Raw genomic sequence first — 13,258 nt, forward strand, 5'->3', positions numbered from 1 at the left:
GACGAAAAACCCTTTCATGAGGGTTTTTTATTTTGTTAAGCCTTTAATTTGTTTAAGATATGCGCATCCCGCTAATGATAAACATAGGAGGCGAAGCAAATGAAACGTTCATTTATGCTATACTGGGTGGGGGTCGTTCTTTTTTTATTGAATGTCGTTGCATTTGCAGTGCAAGGCGCTTTATTTGATGGGGGTTTGTTGCTTATATTTGCGCTGATCGCTTATATTACGATGATTTATTTGTACTATGCGTCAGCACAATTGCGTATTGCTGTCATTTTGCTGAGTTCTACTATAGGTGTAGGTGCCATTTTATTTTCTGTGATCGTTTATTTAAATGATGGACAGTGGCTGTAGTTTCGGCAGTTAGGAGAGGTGTATGGGATGGAGAAAGTCACATTAATTGCAACAGCAACGATGGGATTAGAAGCAGTTGTTGCACGAGAAGTTCGGAATCTAGGTTTTGAAGATGTAAAGGTGGAAAATGGACGTGTTGTCTTTACGGCTGACGTATCAGCCATTCCGCGTGCAAATTTATGGCTTCGCACAGCTGATCGGGTAAAAATTCAAGTCGGGTCATTTAAAGCAACAACGTTTGATGAGCTATTTGAAAAGACAAAAGCACTTCCGTGGGCAGATTTATTACCGCCCGATGCAGAGTTTCCTGTGCTTGGACGATCGGTGAAGTCAACGTTATTTAGTGTTTCTGATTGTCAAGCAATTGTTAAAAAAGCAGTCGTAGAAAGTTTAAAAATACGTTATAAGAAAGAATGGTTTGTAGAGGACGGGCCACTTTATCGGATTGAGGTTGCTTTATTAAAGGACATGGCGACATTGACTATTGATACGAGTGGAGAAGGACTACATAAGCGTGGTTATCGTGCTTTACATAATGCAGCACCGTTAAAGGAAACACTTGCGGCAGCGATGATTCAATTGACGACATGGCATCCTGAGCGTCCTTTTGCTGATCCATTTTGTGGGTCAGGTACGATTGCCATTGAAGCAGCGATGATTGGTCAAAATATTGCACCCGGTTTTAACCGGGATTTCGCTTCTGAACAATGGCATTGGATTGGGAAAGATCGTTGGGATGAGGCACGACAAGAAGTCGAAGATTTAGCGAATTACGACCAATCGCTTGACATCGTTGGTTCTGATATCGACCATCGCTCTGTTGAATTAGCCAAGGGAAATGCACGCGAGGCAGGGCTAGGCGATGTGATTAAATTTAAACAAATGCAAGTGAAAGACTTTCACAATAAAGGTTCCTACGGTGTAGTCATCGGTAACCCTCCGTATGGTGAAAGAATTGGTGAACGCGCAACGGTTGAGAAGATGTATCAAGACATGGGGGAAGCCATGCGGCACCACGACACATGGTCGGTGTATATTCTTACTTCACACGAAGGTTTTGAAGCGTTATATGGTAAGCAGGCAAGTAAAAAACGGAAATTGTATAATGGTAATATTAAAACCGATTATTACCAGTTCTTTGGACCGCGCCCGCCGCGGTGATTAAGGTTGTGAAAGCACCATATTTGGCAATCAAGTTAACGATATTATTATTATGTAAACTCCTTGAAGTGTTCGACCTCTCTCGAAGAGGGTCGAACACTTTTTATAAAAGCAATCGGTTACCCAGTAAAAACGTCTTCTTCAGGGTAACGCACATTAGATCTTTTAGGTGTTGCTAGCGTAAAGGCGATTGTCAGTGGTCCGATTCTACCAATAAACATGACGACAATGATGACACACTTACCTATAATTGAAAGTTGGTCTGTAAGCCCCATGGACAAACCGACTGTGCCAAAGGCAGAGAAGACTTCAAAGACAATCATCATAAACGGTGCATCTTCAGTAATGGTGAGAATAAACAGTGTGACAACAATAACGATCATACTAATGACGATGATCGCAAATGCTCTTAAAATGGTGTTCAGTTTAATCGTTCGTGAAAAAATAACGGGCTCAGCTCTTCTTCTTAGGAAAGACCATGCTGCTAAGATGATTACGAAGAAAGTAGTTAATTTCACGCCACTTGCTGTCGACGCGCTACCGGCACCAATAAACATGAGCAGCAAAATGAATAGAATAGATGGTGTTGTCATACTTGCGATGTCCAATGTATTGAACCCCGCTGTTCGAGGGGTGACCGCTTGAAAATAAGCGCCCCAAACTTTTTCTACACTTGACAAATGTCCAAGTGTATTTGGGTTTGTATATTCCAGTATGAAAATAACAAGGAATGCAATCACATTGAGGGCAAACGTCCCGATGAGCATGATCTTTGTATGTAAAGAGAGTGCGTGAAACGTTCGTTTATACCAAAGATCGGCCAAAACAGTAAACCCAATCCCACCGGTGATAAAAAGAATGGTAATAACAAGATTGACAATGGGATCACCGACATAAGCAGAGAGTCCGTCAGACCAAAGGGAAAACCCGGCATTGTTAAACGCAGAGATTGTATGAAATAAACTTTGGTACATACCTTCCCGCCAGCCAAATTCAGGTACCCATCGAATGGATAATAAAAGAACTGAGATTGTTTCCATTGCAATTGTAAAAATGAGTAAAACCCGAACAAGTCGGATCAATCCTCCAAGCGACGTTTGATTCATTGCCTCTTGAATGAGAAGGCGCTGATGTAAGCCAACTTTTTTTCCTAACATCATGACGATTAATACAGCAAAAGTCATCAGCCCTAATCCGCCAAGTTGGATTAAAATCATGATGACAACTTGTCCAAATACAGTATAATCAAGTCCAGTATCAACAACAGCAAGTCCCGTTACCGTAATGGCAGAGGTTGCGGTGAAAAAAGCATCTATCCATGAGATGTGTGTTGTAGCGGCAAACGGTAGTTTTAATAAGAACGTTCCAATAACGATAAAAGCAAAAAAGCTCAGTGCGAGGATTTGGGGCGGATTAAAATGAAGTGTCTTTTCTTTAGAAAGAGATTTCCGTAGAAATTTTCCCATCATTACATGCCTTCTTTCAATGATGTTTTGGATGCCATCGTATGAATGAAAGGTATCGCTCATACGATGGATATATTCTAAATGAAAGGAAGGCAATAGGCAACCATTTTTTGCGGGAGATTAAGCAGCCATCCGTCGATGTACAATCGGGAAGGCTTCAACAACGCCAAGGACAATCATTTCGATGGCAATGGCTGTTAAAATGAGTCCCATGAGGCGTGTGATGACTGCCAGTCCAGTATGCCCGATTTTCCCTTGAATCCAATTGGCCAACATGAGAACGATAAACGTGATAAATAAGACAGCAGTAAACGCAAAGAATGTTACACCGACATGCATCCAACGGTTATTCTGACTAGATGTCAAGCTCATGACCGCTGCAATTGTGCCAGGTCCAGCGATCAATGGGGTACCAAGTGGAGAAATGGAAATATCACCTTTGTCTTCTCCTTCAGATTGCTCCTTGTCGTGCAATGAGTGACTTGATGTCCTCTTTGCTAAAACGAGATGATAGCCAATGCCAAATAAGATGATGCCACCGGCTATTCTTAGCGCATCAATTGTAATACCAAATAGTTTAAAAACGAATTGTCCAAGCAACAAAAAAATAGTCAAAATGACAAAAGCAACGAGGACCGCTTTCAGAACCGTTTTCCGTCGTTCCATATTAGTCTGATCTCCTGCTAAGCCAAGAAAAACAGGAATGTTCCCAATTGGATTCATAATTGCAAAGATAGAAACGAAGGCGTGAATAAAAAACGACACCATGTGACGATCGCTCCTTCTCATTATTCTTAAGGTGAATTTCAGGGCTAATCTCTCTAGCGCTCACAGGTAGTTTGACCAGTCATGTAGTAAATATGCATAAAAAATCCCAAGAAAAGTTTCTAATAGTCACATCGTTTCAATGTAGTAACTCAACTTTCGCAGGCAAAAAATGCTTCGAGTTTCAGTTATAACAAGGCCTGTCGGCCTATGAAATATGCTCCTTGACATCAGTACTTGAAACATGAAAAGCACCACTTCTTTTAGGTATAATAGAGTTGACTAAACCCAATACCAAAAAGAAGAGGTGCTTTCTCTATGATAACTGAAAGGCATGTAAATGAGCAACTCCCAAATGAAATTAATGTTGTATTATCGGAGCTAGAAATGACAAAGCATTTGCGTCAATCAGGTATTCGGAAGAACTTTGGGTTTAGCTGTAATGTTTTATTTCGCCTTGTATTCGCGCTCATTTTCCACCAAAAAAATTGGTTTGCGCTTTTCACTTCAAAGAAGCGTGAAGATTTTCCTGGAAAAGACGCTATATATCGCTTTTTAAACTATCCAAAGTTTGCTTGGAGAAAGTTTCTTTTATCGCTCAGTACAGCTGTCATTCAAAAAGTCAGCGCATTGACATCAAATGATCGTCCCAAGGTCTTGATTGTGGACGATTCTTCATATGACCGCAATCGCAGTAAAAGGGTCGAACTGCTTGCCCGTTGTTTTGATCATTCTTCCACTAAAAATCGCTTTTATAAAGGATTTCGTATGCTTACACTCGGTTGGTCCGATGGGAACACTTTTATACCTATTGATTTTTCACTACTGAGTTCCAAAAAATCTATCATCAATGGCATCAACGAAGATCTCGATAAGCGTAGTGCTGGTTATAAGCGACGTAAAGAGGGTCTTCAATCCGCTCCTGAACAACTCCCTGGTATGATCGCGCGAGCATTATCGAAAGGCGTTCAGGCTTCCTATGTCTTAATGGACTCGTGGTTTACTCAACAGCCATTGATCAAAGCCATTGTAGATCAAGGAATTGATGTTATCGGTATGGTGAAGAATTCAAAACAGCGTTATCAAGTAAACGGTAAAATGCTATCTTTGAAGGAGCTTTATCACCGTGCAACGCCTCTTCCTGAGAAAAAAGGTGTTCTCCGCTCCATCACGACAACGATGGCAAATGGTGTCACTGTTAAAGTTGTTTTTGTGCGTAATCGGAATAAAAAGCGAGAATGGCTTGCTGTTTTGAGTACAGACTGCACCCTTTCTGAACAGGAGATTATCCGAACTTACGGGATCCGCTGGGATATAGAAGTGTTTTTCAAGACGACGAAGTCGCTCCTCCGTTTGCAAAAGGAGTTTCAAGGGCGTTCGTACGACTCACTTATTAGCCACACAACCATTGTTTTTACTAGATATATCGTGTTATCCTGGCAAAATCGTTGCCACAATGATCATCGGACACTGGGTGGTGTATTTTATGATCTCTGTGATGAGATGCAGGCGCTTGATTGGACTGTTGCGTTGCAACAGTTACTCGAGCTTCTTCATGATGCTTTTGACAAGATTGATAAGCGCGCACAGCGCTTGATCAAAAGTCAACTCTCACATTGGATTGCTGGATTACCCACTTATATCAAGGCTTACATGCCTGATTTGAGGTGCGAAAGTTGAGTAGTAAGTACAAAAAAGTGACCAGAAAAAAGTTTTCTAAACAAAATAAATGAAACCCCTTTCATTTATGGCAAAAATTATGCATAATGGGGAGGAGGAGTCATATGCGAGAGGAAACATTGGAGAAGGGTGGATATATATCATGGATAAAAAAGTCATAATTGTTACTGGTGGCAGCAGTGGTATGGGGAAAGCGATGGTCAAGCAATTTGCAAATGAAGGCGCTTACGTCATTGTTTGTGCGCGTGACGAGGAGAAATTACTAAAAACCAAACAGGAACTAGAAACATTTGAGGGGCAAATTGCGACATATTCTGTCGATGTACGTGATGACGAAGGTGTCAAAAACATGATTTCCGACGTTGTCAGTAAATTTGGTGGCATTACAGGTGTCGTCAATAATGCGGCGGGCAACTTCCTTTGCCCAGCTGAAGATCTAAGCCTCAACGGTTGGAATGCGGTTGTCGACATCGTCTTGAACGGGACATGGCACATGACACAAGCGGTTGGACAACATTGGATTGAAACAAAACAACCAGGCTCTATCGTCAACATTGTCGCGACGTATGCATGGACAGGCGGACCTGGTGTTGTCCACTCTGCTAGCGCAAAAGCAGGTGTACTTGCAATGACAAAAACGCTTGCTGTTGAATGGGGGAGCCGCTATGGTATTCGTTTTAACGCGATTGCACCCGGTCCAATTGAAGAGACGGGTGGCGTAGAAAAACTTATCCAAAGCGAGAAAGCACACAAAATGGCGTTAAAAAGCATCCCAATGCACCGTTTCGGAAAAGGTGAGGAAGTAGCTAATTTAACCTCTTACTTAATGTCCGAGCAAGGATCTTATATTAATGGTACATGTATTACAATTGATGGTGGACAGTCCATTGGTCAATCGGGCTTCCAAACAGGTGCAGCTGCTTTTACGAGCTAAGTAAAATACAATTTGCAGTAGGTCGTGGTTTGATAAGCTACCGATCTGCTGCAAAGTTGTATTTACTCGAGTACATCGAGGTTTAGCGCTGCGTCGGAAGAAGCGTTTTATTTTCCTCCCCTAGCACTTCGGTCATCTAAAAGCCCCTCTTACTTTTATACTCTTATAGGTCTACTATGGTAAAATACATGCAAAACTGAATATTAAAGGGGTTTATATGAAACGGATCGCAGTATATTCAATGTTTGTCGCAAGTCTTTTGTTCGTTAGTGGGTGTTTACAAAGCAAGTCAGTGTTTGAGCCGATTAACTGGAATGAGAAAGAACAACGTTTGTTGATGATCGGTTTAGATGGCGCAGTTGCTTTTAAGACAGCTCATTTGAAAGAAACAGTGAAGGGTATAAATGTGTATTTAGATGTATATGAGAATGGTGAATTAAACGAAAATGAATCAAGAAGGTTATATGAAAGTGTAGATCCAGCAACAGAGCGTCATTTTGCGTATAAGTTTGCAAAAGTGCCTGAGGGCGAAGATCTTTCTTTTTCTTTTTTTACGCATACAGTAGATAATGATGGCACAGCTGGCTTTGAATCTCTTGAAACACTTCCTTATAGTAATGAGATATTTGTCACTTATGCAACTGCGGGAGGGCTGGATGCGGATGCGGAAAAATCACCATTGTTTTTGTGGTCTGCATATGAGGGTCTGCACTCAGAATGGTATACAGATGAAGGAATAGACGCATTACGAGAGACAAAAGAGACATTTGTTGTAATTGGGATTGAATGGGTACACGAGTGAAAAGGAGCGTGAACACCGCGTGCCGGTGTTCACGCTGTTATTTCTCCCCTAAAATCGACGTAATGATATGCTTTGTATGCCATTGACCGGAAGAGAAACGTGTAATCGGGTATACACGGGGGAACAGTTTTTGCGCGATTTCTTTGTTTGTTAGCCCTTTTTCATGTAAATTCGTCACTTCTTCCGTCAAACTACACAAATAATCTCGCTTAGCACGTAGTTGTTCTTTCCCATTTGAGAGATATCCCGCGTGACTACAAAATACTTCTTCAAAATCATAACTTAGGACATGTTCTAGTGAGCGAATAATTTGCGGGATGGATTCTGTGTCCATGATGACTTTTGTGCGTGCTTGAATAAACAAGTCACCGGAAAAGAGTTGCCCCGTTGATGTATTTAAAAATGCAGTATGGTCAGCCGCATGGCCGGGTGTGAAGATACTTCTCCACTCGTATGTGCGTGACTGGAATGTTTCAGGTAATGGACTAGCAATAAAAGCTTTTCTCCTGCCCCAAAAAAGTTGTCGGTATAAAGGATATTTCCCTTTTTTACGCGCTTCACCGACGGACAAATCGTTTAAATAAATGGGCAGCTCATATTGCTTTTGCAGCGCTGCGGCACAACCGGTATGGTCTTCGTGCACATGCGTACAATAAACGGCGTCCATTGATTGTGTGGAGAAAAACTGTAGGAACTGCTTAACGAGTGAGTGGGCACCTGTATCAATCGCAATTCCGTCTATGACGAAAGCATGGACGTTGAGCTTGACTGCTTGGAACTGAATGATGCCGTTAGCGTATTGTACATCGCCAATTTGACCTTGAACCATCTTTTTATGTAAAAACAACGTGAGCACCTCCGATTGAAAAAGTGAGCATGATATGAATGAGTCATCATTCATTTTGTGTGAGTAAATAAAGACGCCCGTCTGGATGTACAGCTGTATTTCATTCCAACGGGTAGTCTGCTAATAAGACGAAAGAAAATCCGCGTTCTTTCAATAACAGAACAGCGGCTTTTACACCATCAGCCGTGCCGCTTTCGGGCTGGTTCATGTGAAGAAGTGCGATGGAACCGGGTGTAGCCTCGAGCAGTGCTTCTTGTACTTGCGCTGCCGAATAAGTGGCACCAGCGTCACCGAGCACATTGTAGTTGACGACGTTTAATCCGAGTGAAGTCACCATCTCGACAGAAACGTCATCATAATAAGCGGTACCTGAGCGAAAGGCAGTTGGCGCGCGACCGGTTTCTGATACAATCCGATTATGGTTTTGTGCTACTTCGAAAAAAGCTTCCGTAATAGAAGCCGTCCCAGTGATGCCCCATGCTGATTGTCCAGTGACAGATAGCGGTTTGTGGGCGGTGCCGTGGTTTTCGATTTGAAACAGTGGGTCCGCAGCAAGCGCCAAAAAACGTTCATAATTGTGTTCGATCCATCGTTCATTCACAAATAAAGTAGCTGGGATTTGTTCATCCAGTAAAAAATCAAGGAGTGCTTCGTCTACATCGCTCCCGTACTCCCCGCCACATGCATCAAATGTCAGCGCAATGACTTGGTTTGTAGTGGCAAGCTTGGTTTTCACACCTGTGACGGTTTCGCCCCATTCGCTTGGTTCATCGTTAAAAGGCGTGAGGTCAATATCTTCTGCGCGTAAAAATAAGTGTTCTATTTTTTCTGTAGTCGTTGTATGCTTCACTTCTTTAGTCTCTTCAGGTTGTGTGGACTGTTCATGATCCGTGTTGCAACTTGTAACGATAAGGCTTCCTAACAGTAAAAGGGTAAGTGCGCGAAACTTCATCACAACGCTCCTCGCCAATGATTTTCTTTATCATACCCTAAGTCCTTTCATATCGCAAAGGGTACACATTTTTTCCCTAGGATAAAAAAGTTTCCTGATGGAAAAATAACAGTGAGACAGATATGAGGGGGATAAAGCAATGATGTTCGCTGCAATCAGGTTATTGTTTGGAGGGCTTTTCATCATCAATGCTATTTTTGCCTATCAAGCAAAGCATATCGAGCCGGTTTTCCTAACAACATTATGGTACCAAGTAAAACTTGTTCCGCTCATGTTAGCGGCGAACTTAATGATTGGCTTTGGCGTAAAGAAAGCGTATGATGTGTTGCAGCAACTGACTTTGTCTTTAACATTATCCAAAGCGATTGAAATCTCCGTGTGCGTTTTATTAGGATGGATCTTTTTAAAGGAAGTCCCAAATTGGCGAACAGCGGTCGGTATGGCCATGATTGTCGGTGGTTTTTTTGTGATGAAAATAAAGGGAAGTTAAGGGGGCTTGTTTCGGTGTTGTATTATGATATGATTGCAATGAAAGCACTTGAGGAGGTATGACCATTGAACCAAGATATCCAAACAAAACGATTACAGTTAAGAGAAATGCAACTTGAAGATGCGCCGGCGTTATTTGAAATTTGGTCAGATCCAGATGTGACCAAATTTATCCTACATTATTCACATTCTCGGTCTAAACAAGGTTCAATCCATTATCGTCCAAGTGTTTTTTAGCTCATAGATTTTCACCCAATGGGTGAAAATCTATGAGCTAAAAAGTGTACACGAAAGGGATTCCTCTGGTATGTTTAAGTTGCCACAAAAACTCACGTAGGAGGAATCCCTTATGGCCATCTTAAACGAAATTAGACCAACATTCAATCCAAATTTAAAAATAAGTGCATCAAACGAACGCATCACTTCGGATGCTGGTGTGTTGATGTATAAAGAAGTCGCGCATCAACTTGATTATTTCATTGATCTACACGAAACTGTACACATTCCTGATCATCGAAGCGAGCCCGATCATACACATGAATCTGTGATGGAACAACTCATTTTCCAACGATTTGGTGGGTATCACACAGAATCTGCCGCAAAACAGCTTGTTCATGATCCAACCATGACGCAAGTATTAAACAAAGAGGCGTTAGCGAGCCAATCGACGCTCACAAGATTTTATCAAGCGATCGCGCCAGAAAATATCAAGGAAATGGATGCATCCCTTCTCCACTCAAGTTTAAAAACCATCAAATCTCTAAATCAGGAACAGATCACTATCGATCTTGACTCTACATACTTTCAAACGCATGGGAAACAAGAAAATCGCGGTTACAGTGGACATTACAAAACAACAGGATACCATCCACTCCTTGCGTTCGATGGAGAAACAGGATTGTGTCTCGGAGCGATCAATCGTCCTGGACAAGAATACACTTCAAATGGTGCATCAGCCATGTGTGCAAATATTATTGATCAAGCAAGAAAGAAACTTCCACGTGTGAATATGCTTGTACGTGGAGACAGCGGGTTTGCCATGCCTGATCTGTATGATTTTTGTGAGGCGCGAAGCGTCGACTACGTCATTCGCTTAAAAGCGAACAGCGTTCTGCATGATCAAGCAGAGGCGCTTAGACCAGATTATGACATGAACAAAAATCATGAGGTTCACTATAAAGAGAGTGTGTATAAAGCAGGTTCTTGGTCTCGTGCTCGTCGCGTGATGATTCGTTATGAACGTGTCCCTGGAGAATTGCTCTTCCAACATACTTTCCTCGTGACAAATCTCGAAGTAAATCCGGAAGATGTGTTCTCTATCTATAAACAACGTGGGGAAATGGAGCTTTTCATCAAAGAAGCGAAGAACGACTTCGGCTGTAAATTTATGCACAGCCATTATTTCATTCCAAACTGCGCACGTATGATGATCTCTCTCATCGCTTATAACCTGCATATCACTGCCAAAGTGTTATTTGCGCCTGACTCTGTCAAACGTTATCGTATGAGTTCCTTTCGCTCTTTGTTTATCAAGGTTGGCGCAAAGATCACAAAGTCTGGGCGTTATCTCCATCTGAAGTTGTCTGCGTCCTTTGTCCATCAAAAAGCATTTTTTGAGATGATGAGAAACATCCAGTCATGGGGACGAAGGCATCGCATGGTTTGATGTGCATTTCATAAATATCTTTACGTATTGTTTAATGACAAGGGAGCAGTCTGTCCTTTTTTAGGTGTTGCACGTGAAAATTTTGATCAATGAGTTTATATTCATTTAGTTTATTTGGTTTCTGGCAGGTTGATACGTCTTCCTTTTAGCTTATTGCTAATTTTCAGGAGTTGGTTGGGGTATCTTTGAATACTTCCATTGTGCAAGTCACTCTATGAATAATGTAGGTTTATGAATGTGGATGCATTTGCTGATGTGTCTCAAGCCGAAGAAATGATTGCTTTTTTAAGGAGCTTGTCGGAGCAAAAACGAGCTTTGCGCTATACGGTATGGAAAGCTCCAACAAAGGAAGTGATTGGTTCTTGTGGGTACAACGAGATCGACGTGGCGCAGGGGAAAGTGGAAATTGGTTATGAATTCGCAAAAGAACATTGGGGACACGGGTATGCACCTGAGGCAATTGATGCACTAATGACCTATGCCCGTGATCATTTGCATGTCAAACAGGTGGAAGCAAAAGTGGAACGAGAAAATATCAATTCAATCAAAGCGTTACAAAAGTTGAACTTTGTTTATGAACGCGAGGTAAGTGAAGAGGAAAACGGCAAGGTGACGGTGCTGGACGTTTATGTAAGGGATCTTCGAGACGCGTAGATTGGGGAAGAAAAACGGATGAAAATAGATTTACAAACAGATAGATTGTCCATACGTAATTTTTACTTACAATGATTTAGTGCAATTATACGAGTACACCTCTTTGTCTGAAGTCATGACATACATTCCAGAAGGGGTTTTCACAAAAGAAATGGCGAAAGAATTTGTTGAAAAGCAAAATTGTCCCAAACAAGCAACAAAATTTGCGGTGTTTTTAAAAGGACAGCCGCGTTTAATAGGTCATATTGATTTTTTCAAATGTTTCGGGGAACACACTTATGAAATCGGTTGGGTGTTTCATCCGGAATTTTACGGGCAAGGTTTTGCGACCGAAGCAGCACGAGCATTTGTTAACTATGGATTTACCTATTTAGAAGCTCACCGGATTATTGCAACTTGTCAACCAGAAAATCACCCTTCATATAAAATAATGGAGAAAATCGGGATGCGACGGGAAGGTTTTTTTAAGAAATGTATTCCTCATGAAGGCGGTTGGTGGGATGAATATTTCTATGCGATTTTGCGGGAGGAATTTAAGTGAGTATTGATAGGGGGCGAGCAATGAAAACAATCAATGTCGCAAGTCTTACAGATGAGCAACCATTTTGTGCAGGGGTGATTCTCCAAGACTCGGAGCACCGCCTGATCGCTACCATCAACACAACAAATCGAGCAGGTTATTACCGGATTGGTGGCGTTGGCGGTGGGCAAGAAGTCGGAGAAACGGTCGTCCAATGTGCGATGCGCGAGGCTTTAGAGGAAGTCGGTGTGGCTGTTCGACTGAAACATTCATCAACGACATATTTGCATGATTTAGATACGAATAATTTTATGCAAGTACAGTGCGAGGATGAGCTTGCGCCATTTCTTGTGCAGTTTAGAAAAAATAAGCATCCACACAAACCGTATCGGGAAGGGTTGCCATGTGGGGCATATACGCATTATGTGCTTTATTTAGCCGACGCTGACTTGGAGGGTATCACACCTTCAAGTGAAGTAAAAGGTCTTATACACGTGAAACGAGAAGAATGGAGCATCTTAGAGCAAGGATTGACAATTCGTGCCCTGCAAGAAAAGGGCGTATGTATTGTTGCGCGTGCGGATGTAGACGAGCATTTTCAAGTGATGGTGCATGAAGATGAATCTTTGCGAGTGATTGCGGACTTTTTGTCTACATAGTCGGTGTAGGAAAGTGACAGAGGAGAGAAAGCGGTTGCTTGTTATGTATTGTCAAAAAATGTTTCAGTGTGTTATGATTGTCATGCAGTAATTGGATTTTTAAGGGTGGACAGCACTTCCTGTAGAAGGGAGGTGTTGCATGATGACGACATTTCAAGCGCTAATGCTACTCATCGCATTCACGGGTTTGATTGTATCGATCATCCATTTGTCAAAAGACAAATAACCACCCTTAAGCGCTGCCATGCTTGGTAGGGTGGTTTGCATCTGCTTACATTGGCTGTCCCTCTTAAAGGGAATCCAGTT

15 protein-coding genes and 1 pseudogene are annotated in these 13,258 nt (G+C 41.9%); 12 read left to right on the top strand and 4 right to left on the bottom strand.

What is annotated here, in order from left to right:
• Positions 1-99 precede the first annotated feature (99 nt).
• Entirely contained in the window at positions 100-357 is a 258-nt protein-coding gene (locus NSQ26_RS04930; protein WP_090775073.1) for a hypothetical protein, read from the top strand.
• A 27-nt stretch (positions 358-384) separates the two neighbouring features.
• Entirely contained in the window at positions 385-1,518 is a 1,134-nt protein-coding gene (locus NSQ26_RS04935) for a THUMP domain-containing class I SAM-dependent RNA methyltransferase (RefSeq protein WP_499719462.1), read from the top strand.
• Between the two features lie 119 nt (positions 1,519-1,637).
• On the opposite strand, the gene NSQ26_RS04940 is transcribed toward NSQ26_RS04935, so the two are convergent.
• Together NSQ26_RS04940 and NSQ26_RS04945 are read right to left on the bottom strand one after the other, a co-directional pair.
• Complete coding sequence (locus tag NSQ26_RS04940) at positions 1,638-2,984, bottom strand: TrkH family potassium uptake protein (protein ID WP_499719463.1); 1,347 nt, start codon at positions 2,982-2,984, stop codon at positions 1,638-1,640.
• Positions 2,985-3,104: 120 nt separating this feature from the next.
• Entirely contained in the window at positions 3,105-3,752 is a 648-nt protein-coding gene (locus NSQ26_RS04945; RefSeq protein ID WP_176763794.1) for a MarC family protein, read from the bottom strand.
• A 315-nt stretch (positions 3,753-4,067) separates the two neighbouring features.
• On the opposite strand from NSQ26_RS04945, the gene NSQ26_RS04950 reads away from it, so the two are divergent.
• The 3 genes from NSQ26_RS04950 (at position 4,068) to NSQ26_RS04960 (ending at position 7,165) form a co-directional block, all read left to right on the top strand.
• Positions 4,068-5,429, top strand: coding sequence for an IS4 family transposase (locus NSQ26_RS04950; RefSeq protein ID WP_499718298.1), 1,362 nt, complete (start codon positions 4,068-4,070; stop codon positions 5,427-5,429).
• Between the two features lie 142 nt (positions 5,430-5,571).
• A complete protein-coding gene (gene fadH, locus NSQ26_RS04955; RefSeq protein WP_499719464.1) occupies positions 5,572-6,363 on the top strand; it encodes a 2,4-dienoyl-CoA reductase in 792 nt (263 codons plus the stop codon).
• Positions 6,364-6,580: 217 nt separating this feature from the next.
• Positions 6,581-7,165 carry a hypothetical protein gene (locus NSQ26_RS04960; protein WP_499719466.1) on the top strand — a complete coding sequence of 195 codons (585 nt, stop codon included), beginning with the start codon at positions 6,581-6,583 and terminating at the stop codon, positions 7,163-7,165.
• Positions 7,166-7,202: 37 nt separating this feature from the next.
• Here NSQ26_RS04960 and NSQ26_RS04965 read toward each other — a convergent pair whose 3' ends face one another.
• Both NSQ26_RS04965 and NSQ26_RS04970 read right to left on the bottom strand, forming a co-directional pair.
• The gene (locus NSQ26_RS04965; RefSeq protein WP_499719468.1) at positions 7,203-8,021 is read right to left on the bottom strand and encodes an MBL fold metallo-hydrolase; all 819 of its coding nucleotides are present in this window, start codon (positions 8,019-8,021) and stop codon (positions 7,203-7,205) included.
• Positions 8,022-8,112: 91 nt separating this feature from the next.
• A complete protein-coding gene (locus NSQ26_RS04970) occupies positions 8,113-8,964 on the bottom strand; it encodes a polysaccharide deacetylase family protein (protein ID WP_499719469.1) in 852 nt (283 codons plus the stop codon).
• Positions 8,965-9,103: 139 nt separating this feature from the next.
• Between NSQ26_RS04970 and NSQ26_RS04975 the strand changes: the two genes are divergently transcribed.
• From NSQ26_RS04975 to NSQ26_RS05005, 7 genes and pseudogenes are all read left to right on the top strand, one after another.
• A complete protein-coding gene (locus NSQ26_RS04975; protein ID WP_499719470.1) occupies positions 9,104-9,454 on the top strand; it encodes a hypothetical protein in 351 nt (116 codons plus the stop codon).
• 65 nt (positions 9,455-9,519) lie between these two features.
• Positions 9,520-9,690: a GNAT family N-acetyltransferase gene (locus NSQ26_RS04980; RefSeq protein ID WP_499719472.1), complete on the top strand. Its 171-nt coding sequence runs from the start codon at positions 9,520-9,522 to the stop codon at positions 9,688-9,690.
• A 112-nt stretch (positions 9,691-9,802) separates the two neighbouring features.
• Positions 9,803-11,119 carry an IS1380 family transposase gene (locus NSQ26_RS04985; protein WP_499717685.1) on the top strand — a complete coding sequence of 439 codons (1,317 nt, stop codon included), beginning with the start codon at positions 9,803-9,805 and terminating at the stop codon, positions 11,117-11,119.
• 231 nt (positions 11,120-11,350) lie between these two features.
• Positions 11,351-11,773 carry a GNAT family N-acetyltransferase gene (locus tag NSQ26_RS04990; protein ID WP_499719474.1) on the top strand — a complete coding sequence of 141 codons (423 nt, stop codon included), beginning with the start codon at positions 11,351-11,353 and terminating at the stop codon, positions 11,771-11,773.
• A 24-nt stretch (positions 11,774-11,797) separates the two neighbouring features.
• Positions 11,798-12,314 (top strand): annotated as a pseudogene (locus NSQ26_RS04995) (GNAT family N-acetyltransferase).
• The gene (locus tag NSQ26_RS05000; RefSeq protein ID WP_499719475.1) at positions 12,311-12,952 is read left to right on the top strand and encodes an NUDIX domain-containing protein; all 642 of its coding nucleotides are present in this window, start codon (positions 12,311-12,313) and stop codon (positions 12,950-12,952) included. Before NSQ26_RS04995 ends, NSQ26_RS05000 begins: the two are co-directional and overlap by 4 nt.
• A gap of 142 nt (positions 12,953-13,094) precedes the next feature.
• Entirely contained in the window at positions 13,095-13,178 is an 84-nt protein-coding gene (locus NSQ26_RS05005) for a putative holin-like toxin (RefSeq protein ID WP_499719984.1), read from the top strand.
• The last annotated feature ends 80 nt before the right edge of the window (positions 13,179-13,258 follow it).

This window comes from Bacillus sp. FSL W7-1360 (assembly GCF_038592975.1).
Lineage (GTDB): Bacteria > Bacillota > Bacilli > Bacillales > Bacillaceae_D > Shouchella > Shouchella lonarensis.

Bases quoted from the DNA above. Each gene is read 5' to 3' on its own strand.
- NSQ26_RS04960 (WP_499719466.1), top strand. From the start codon at position 6,581: ATGAAACGGATCGCAGTATATTCAATGTTTGTCGCAAGTCTTTTGTTC.
- fadH (WP_499719464.1), top strand. From the start codon at position 5,572: ATGGATAAAAAAGTCATAATTGTTACTGGTGGCAGCAGTGGTATGGGG.
- NSQ26_RS04975 (WP_499719470.1), top strand. From the start codon at position 9,104: ATGATGTTCGCTGCAATCAGGTTATTGTTTGGAGGGCTTTTCATCATC.
- NSQ26_RS04935 (WP_499719462.1), top strand. From the start codon at position 385: ATGGAGAAAGTCACATTAATTGCAACAGCAACGATGGGATTAGAAGCA.
- NSQ26_RS04970 (WP_499719469.1), bottom strand. From the start codon at position 8,964: ATGAAGTTTCGCGCACTTACCCTTTTACTGTTAGGAAGCCTTATCGTT.
- NSQ26_RS04950 (WP_499718298.1), top strand. From the start codon at position 4,068: ATGATAACTGAAAGGCATGTAAATGAGCAACTCCCAAATGAAATTAAT.
- NSQ26_RS04930 (WP_090775073.1), top strand. From the start codon at position 100: ATGAAACGTTCATTTATGCTATACTGGGTGGGGGTCGTTCTTTTTTTA.
- NSQ26_RS04940 (WP_499719463.1), bottom strand. From the start codon at position 2,984: ATGGGAAAATTTCTACGGAAATCTCTTTCTAAAGAAAAGACACTTCAT.
- NSQ26_RS04990 (WP_499719474.1), top strand. From the start codon at position 11,351: ATGAATGTGGATGCATTTGCTGATGTGTCTCAAGCCGAAGAAATGATT.
- NSQ26_RS04985 (WP_499717685.1), top strand. From the start codon at position 9,803: ATGGCCATCTTAAACGAAATTAGACCAACATTCAATCCAAATTTAAAA.
- NSQ26_RS05005 (WP_499719984.1), top strand. From the start codon at position 13,095: ATGACGACATTTCAAGCGCTAATGCTACTCATCGCATTCACGGGTTTG.
- NSQ26_RS04945 (WP_176763794.1), bottom strand. From the start codon at position 3,752: ATGGTGTCGTTTTTTATTCACGCCTTCGTTTCTATCTTTGCAATTATG.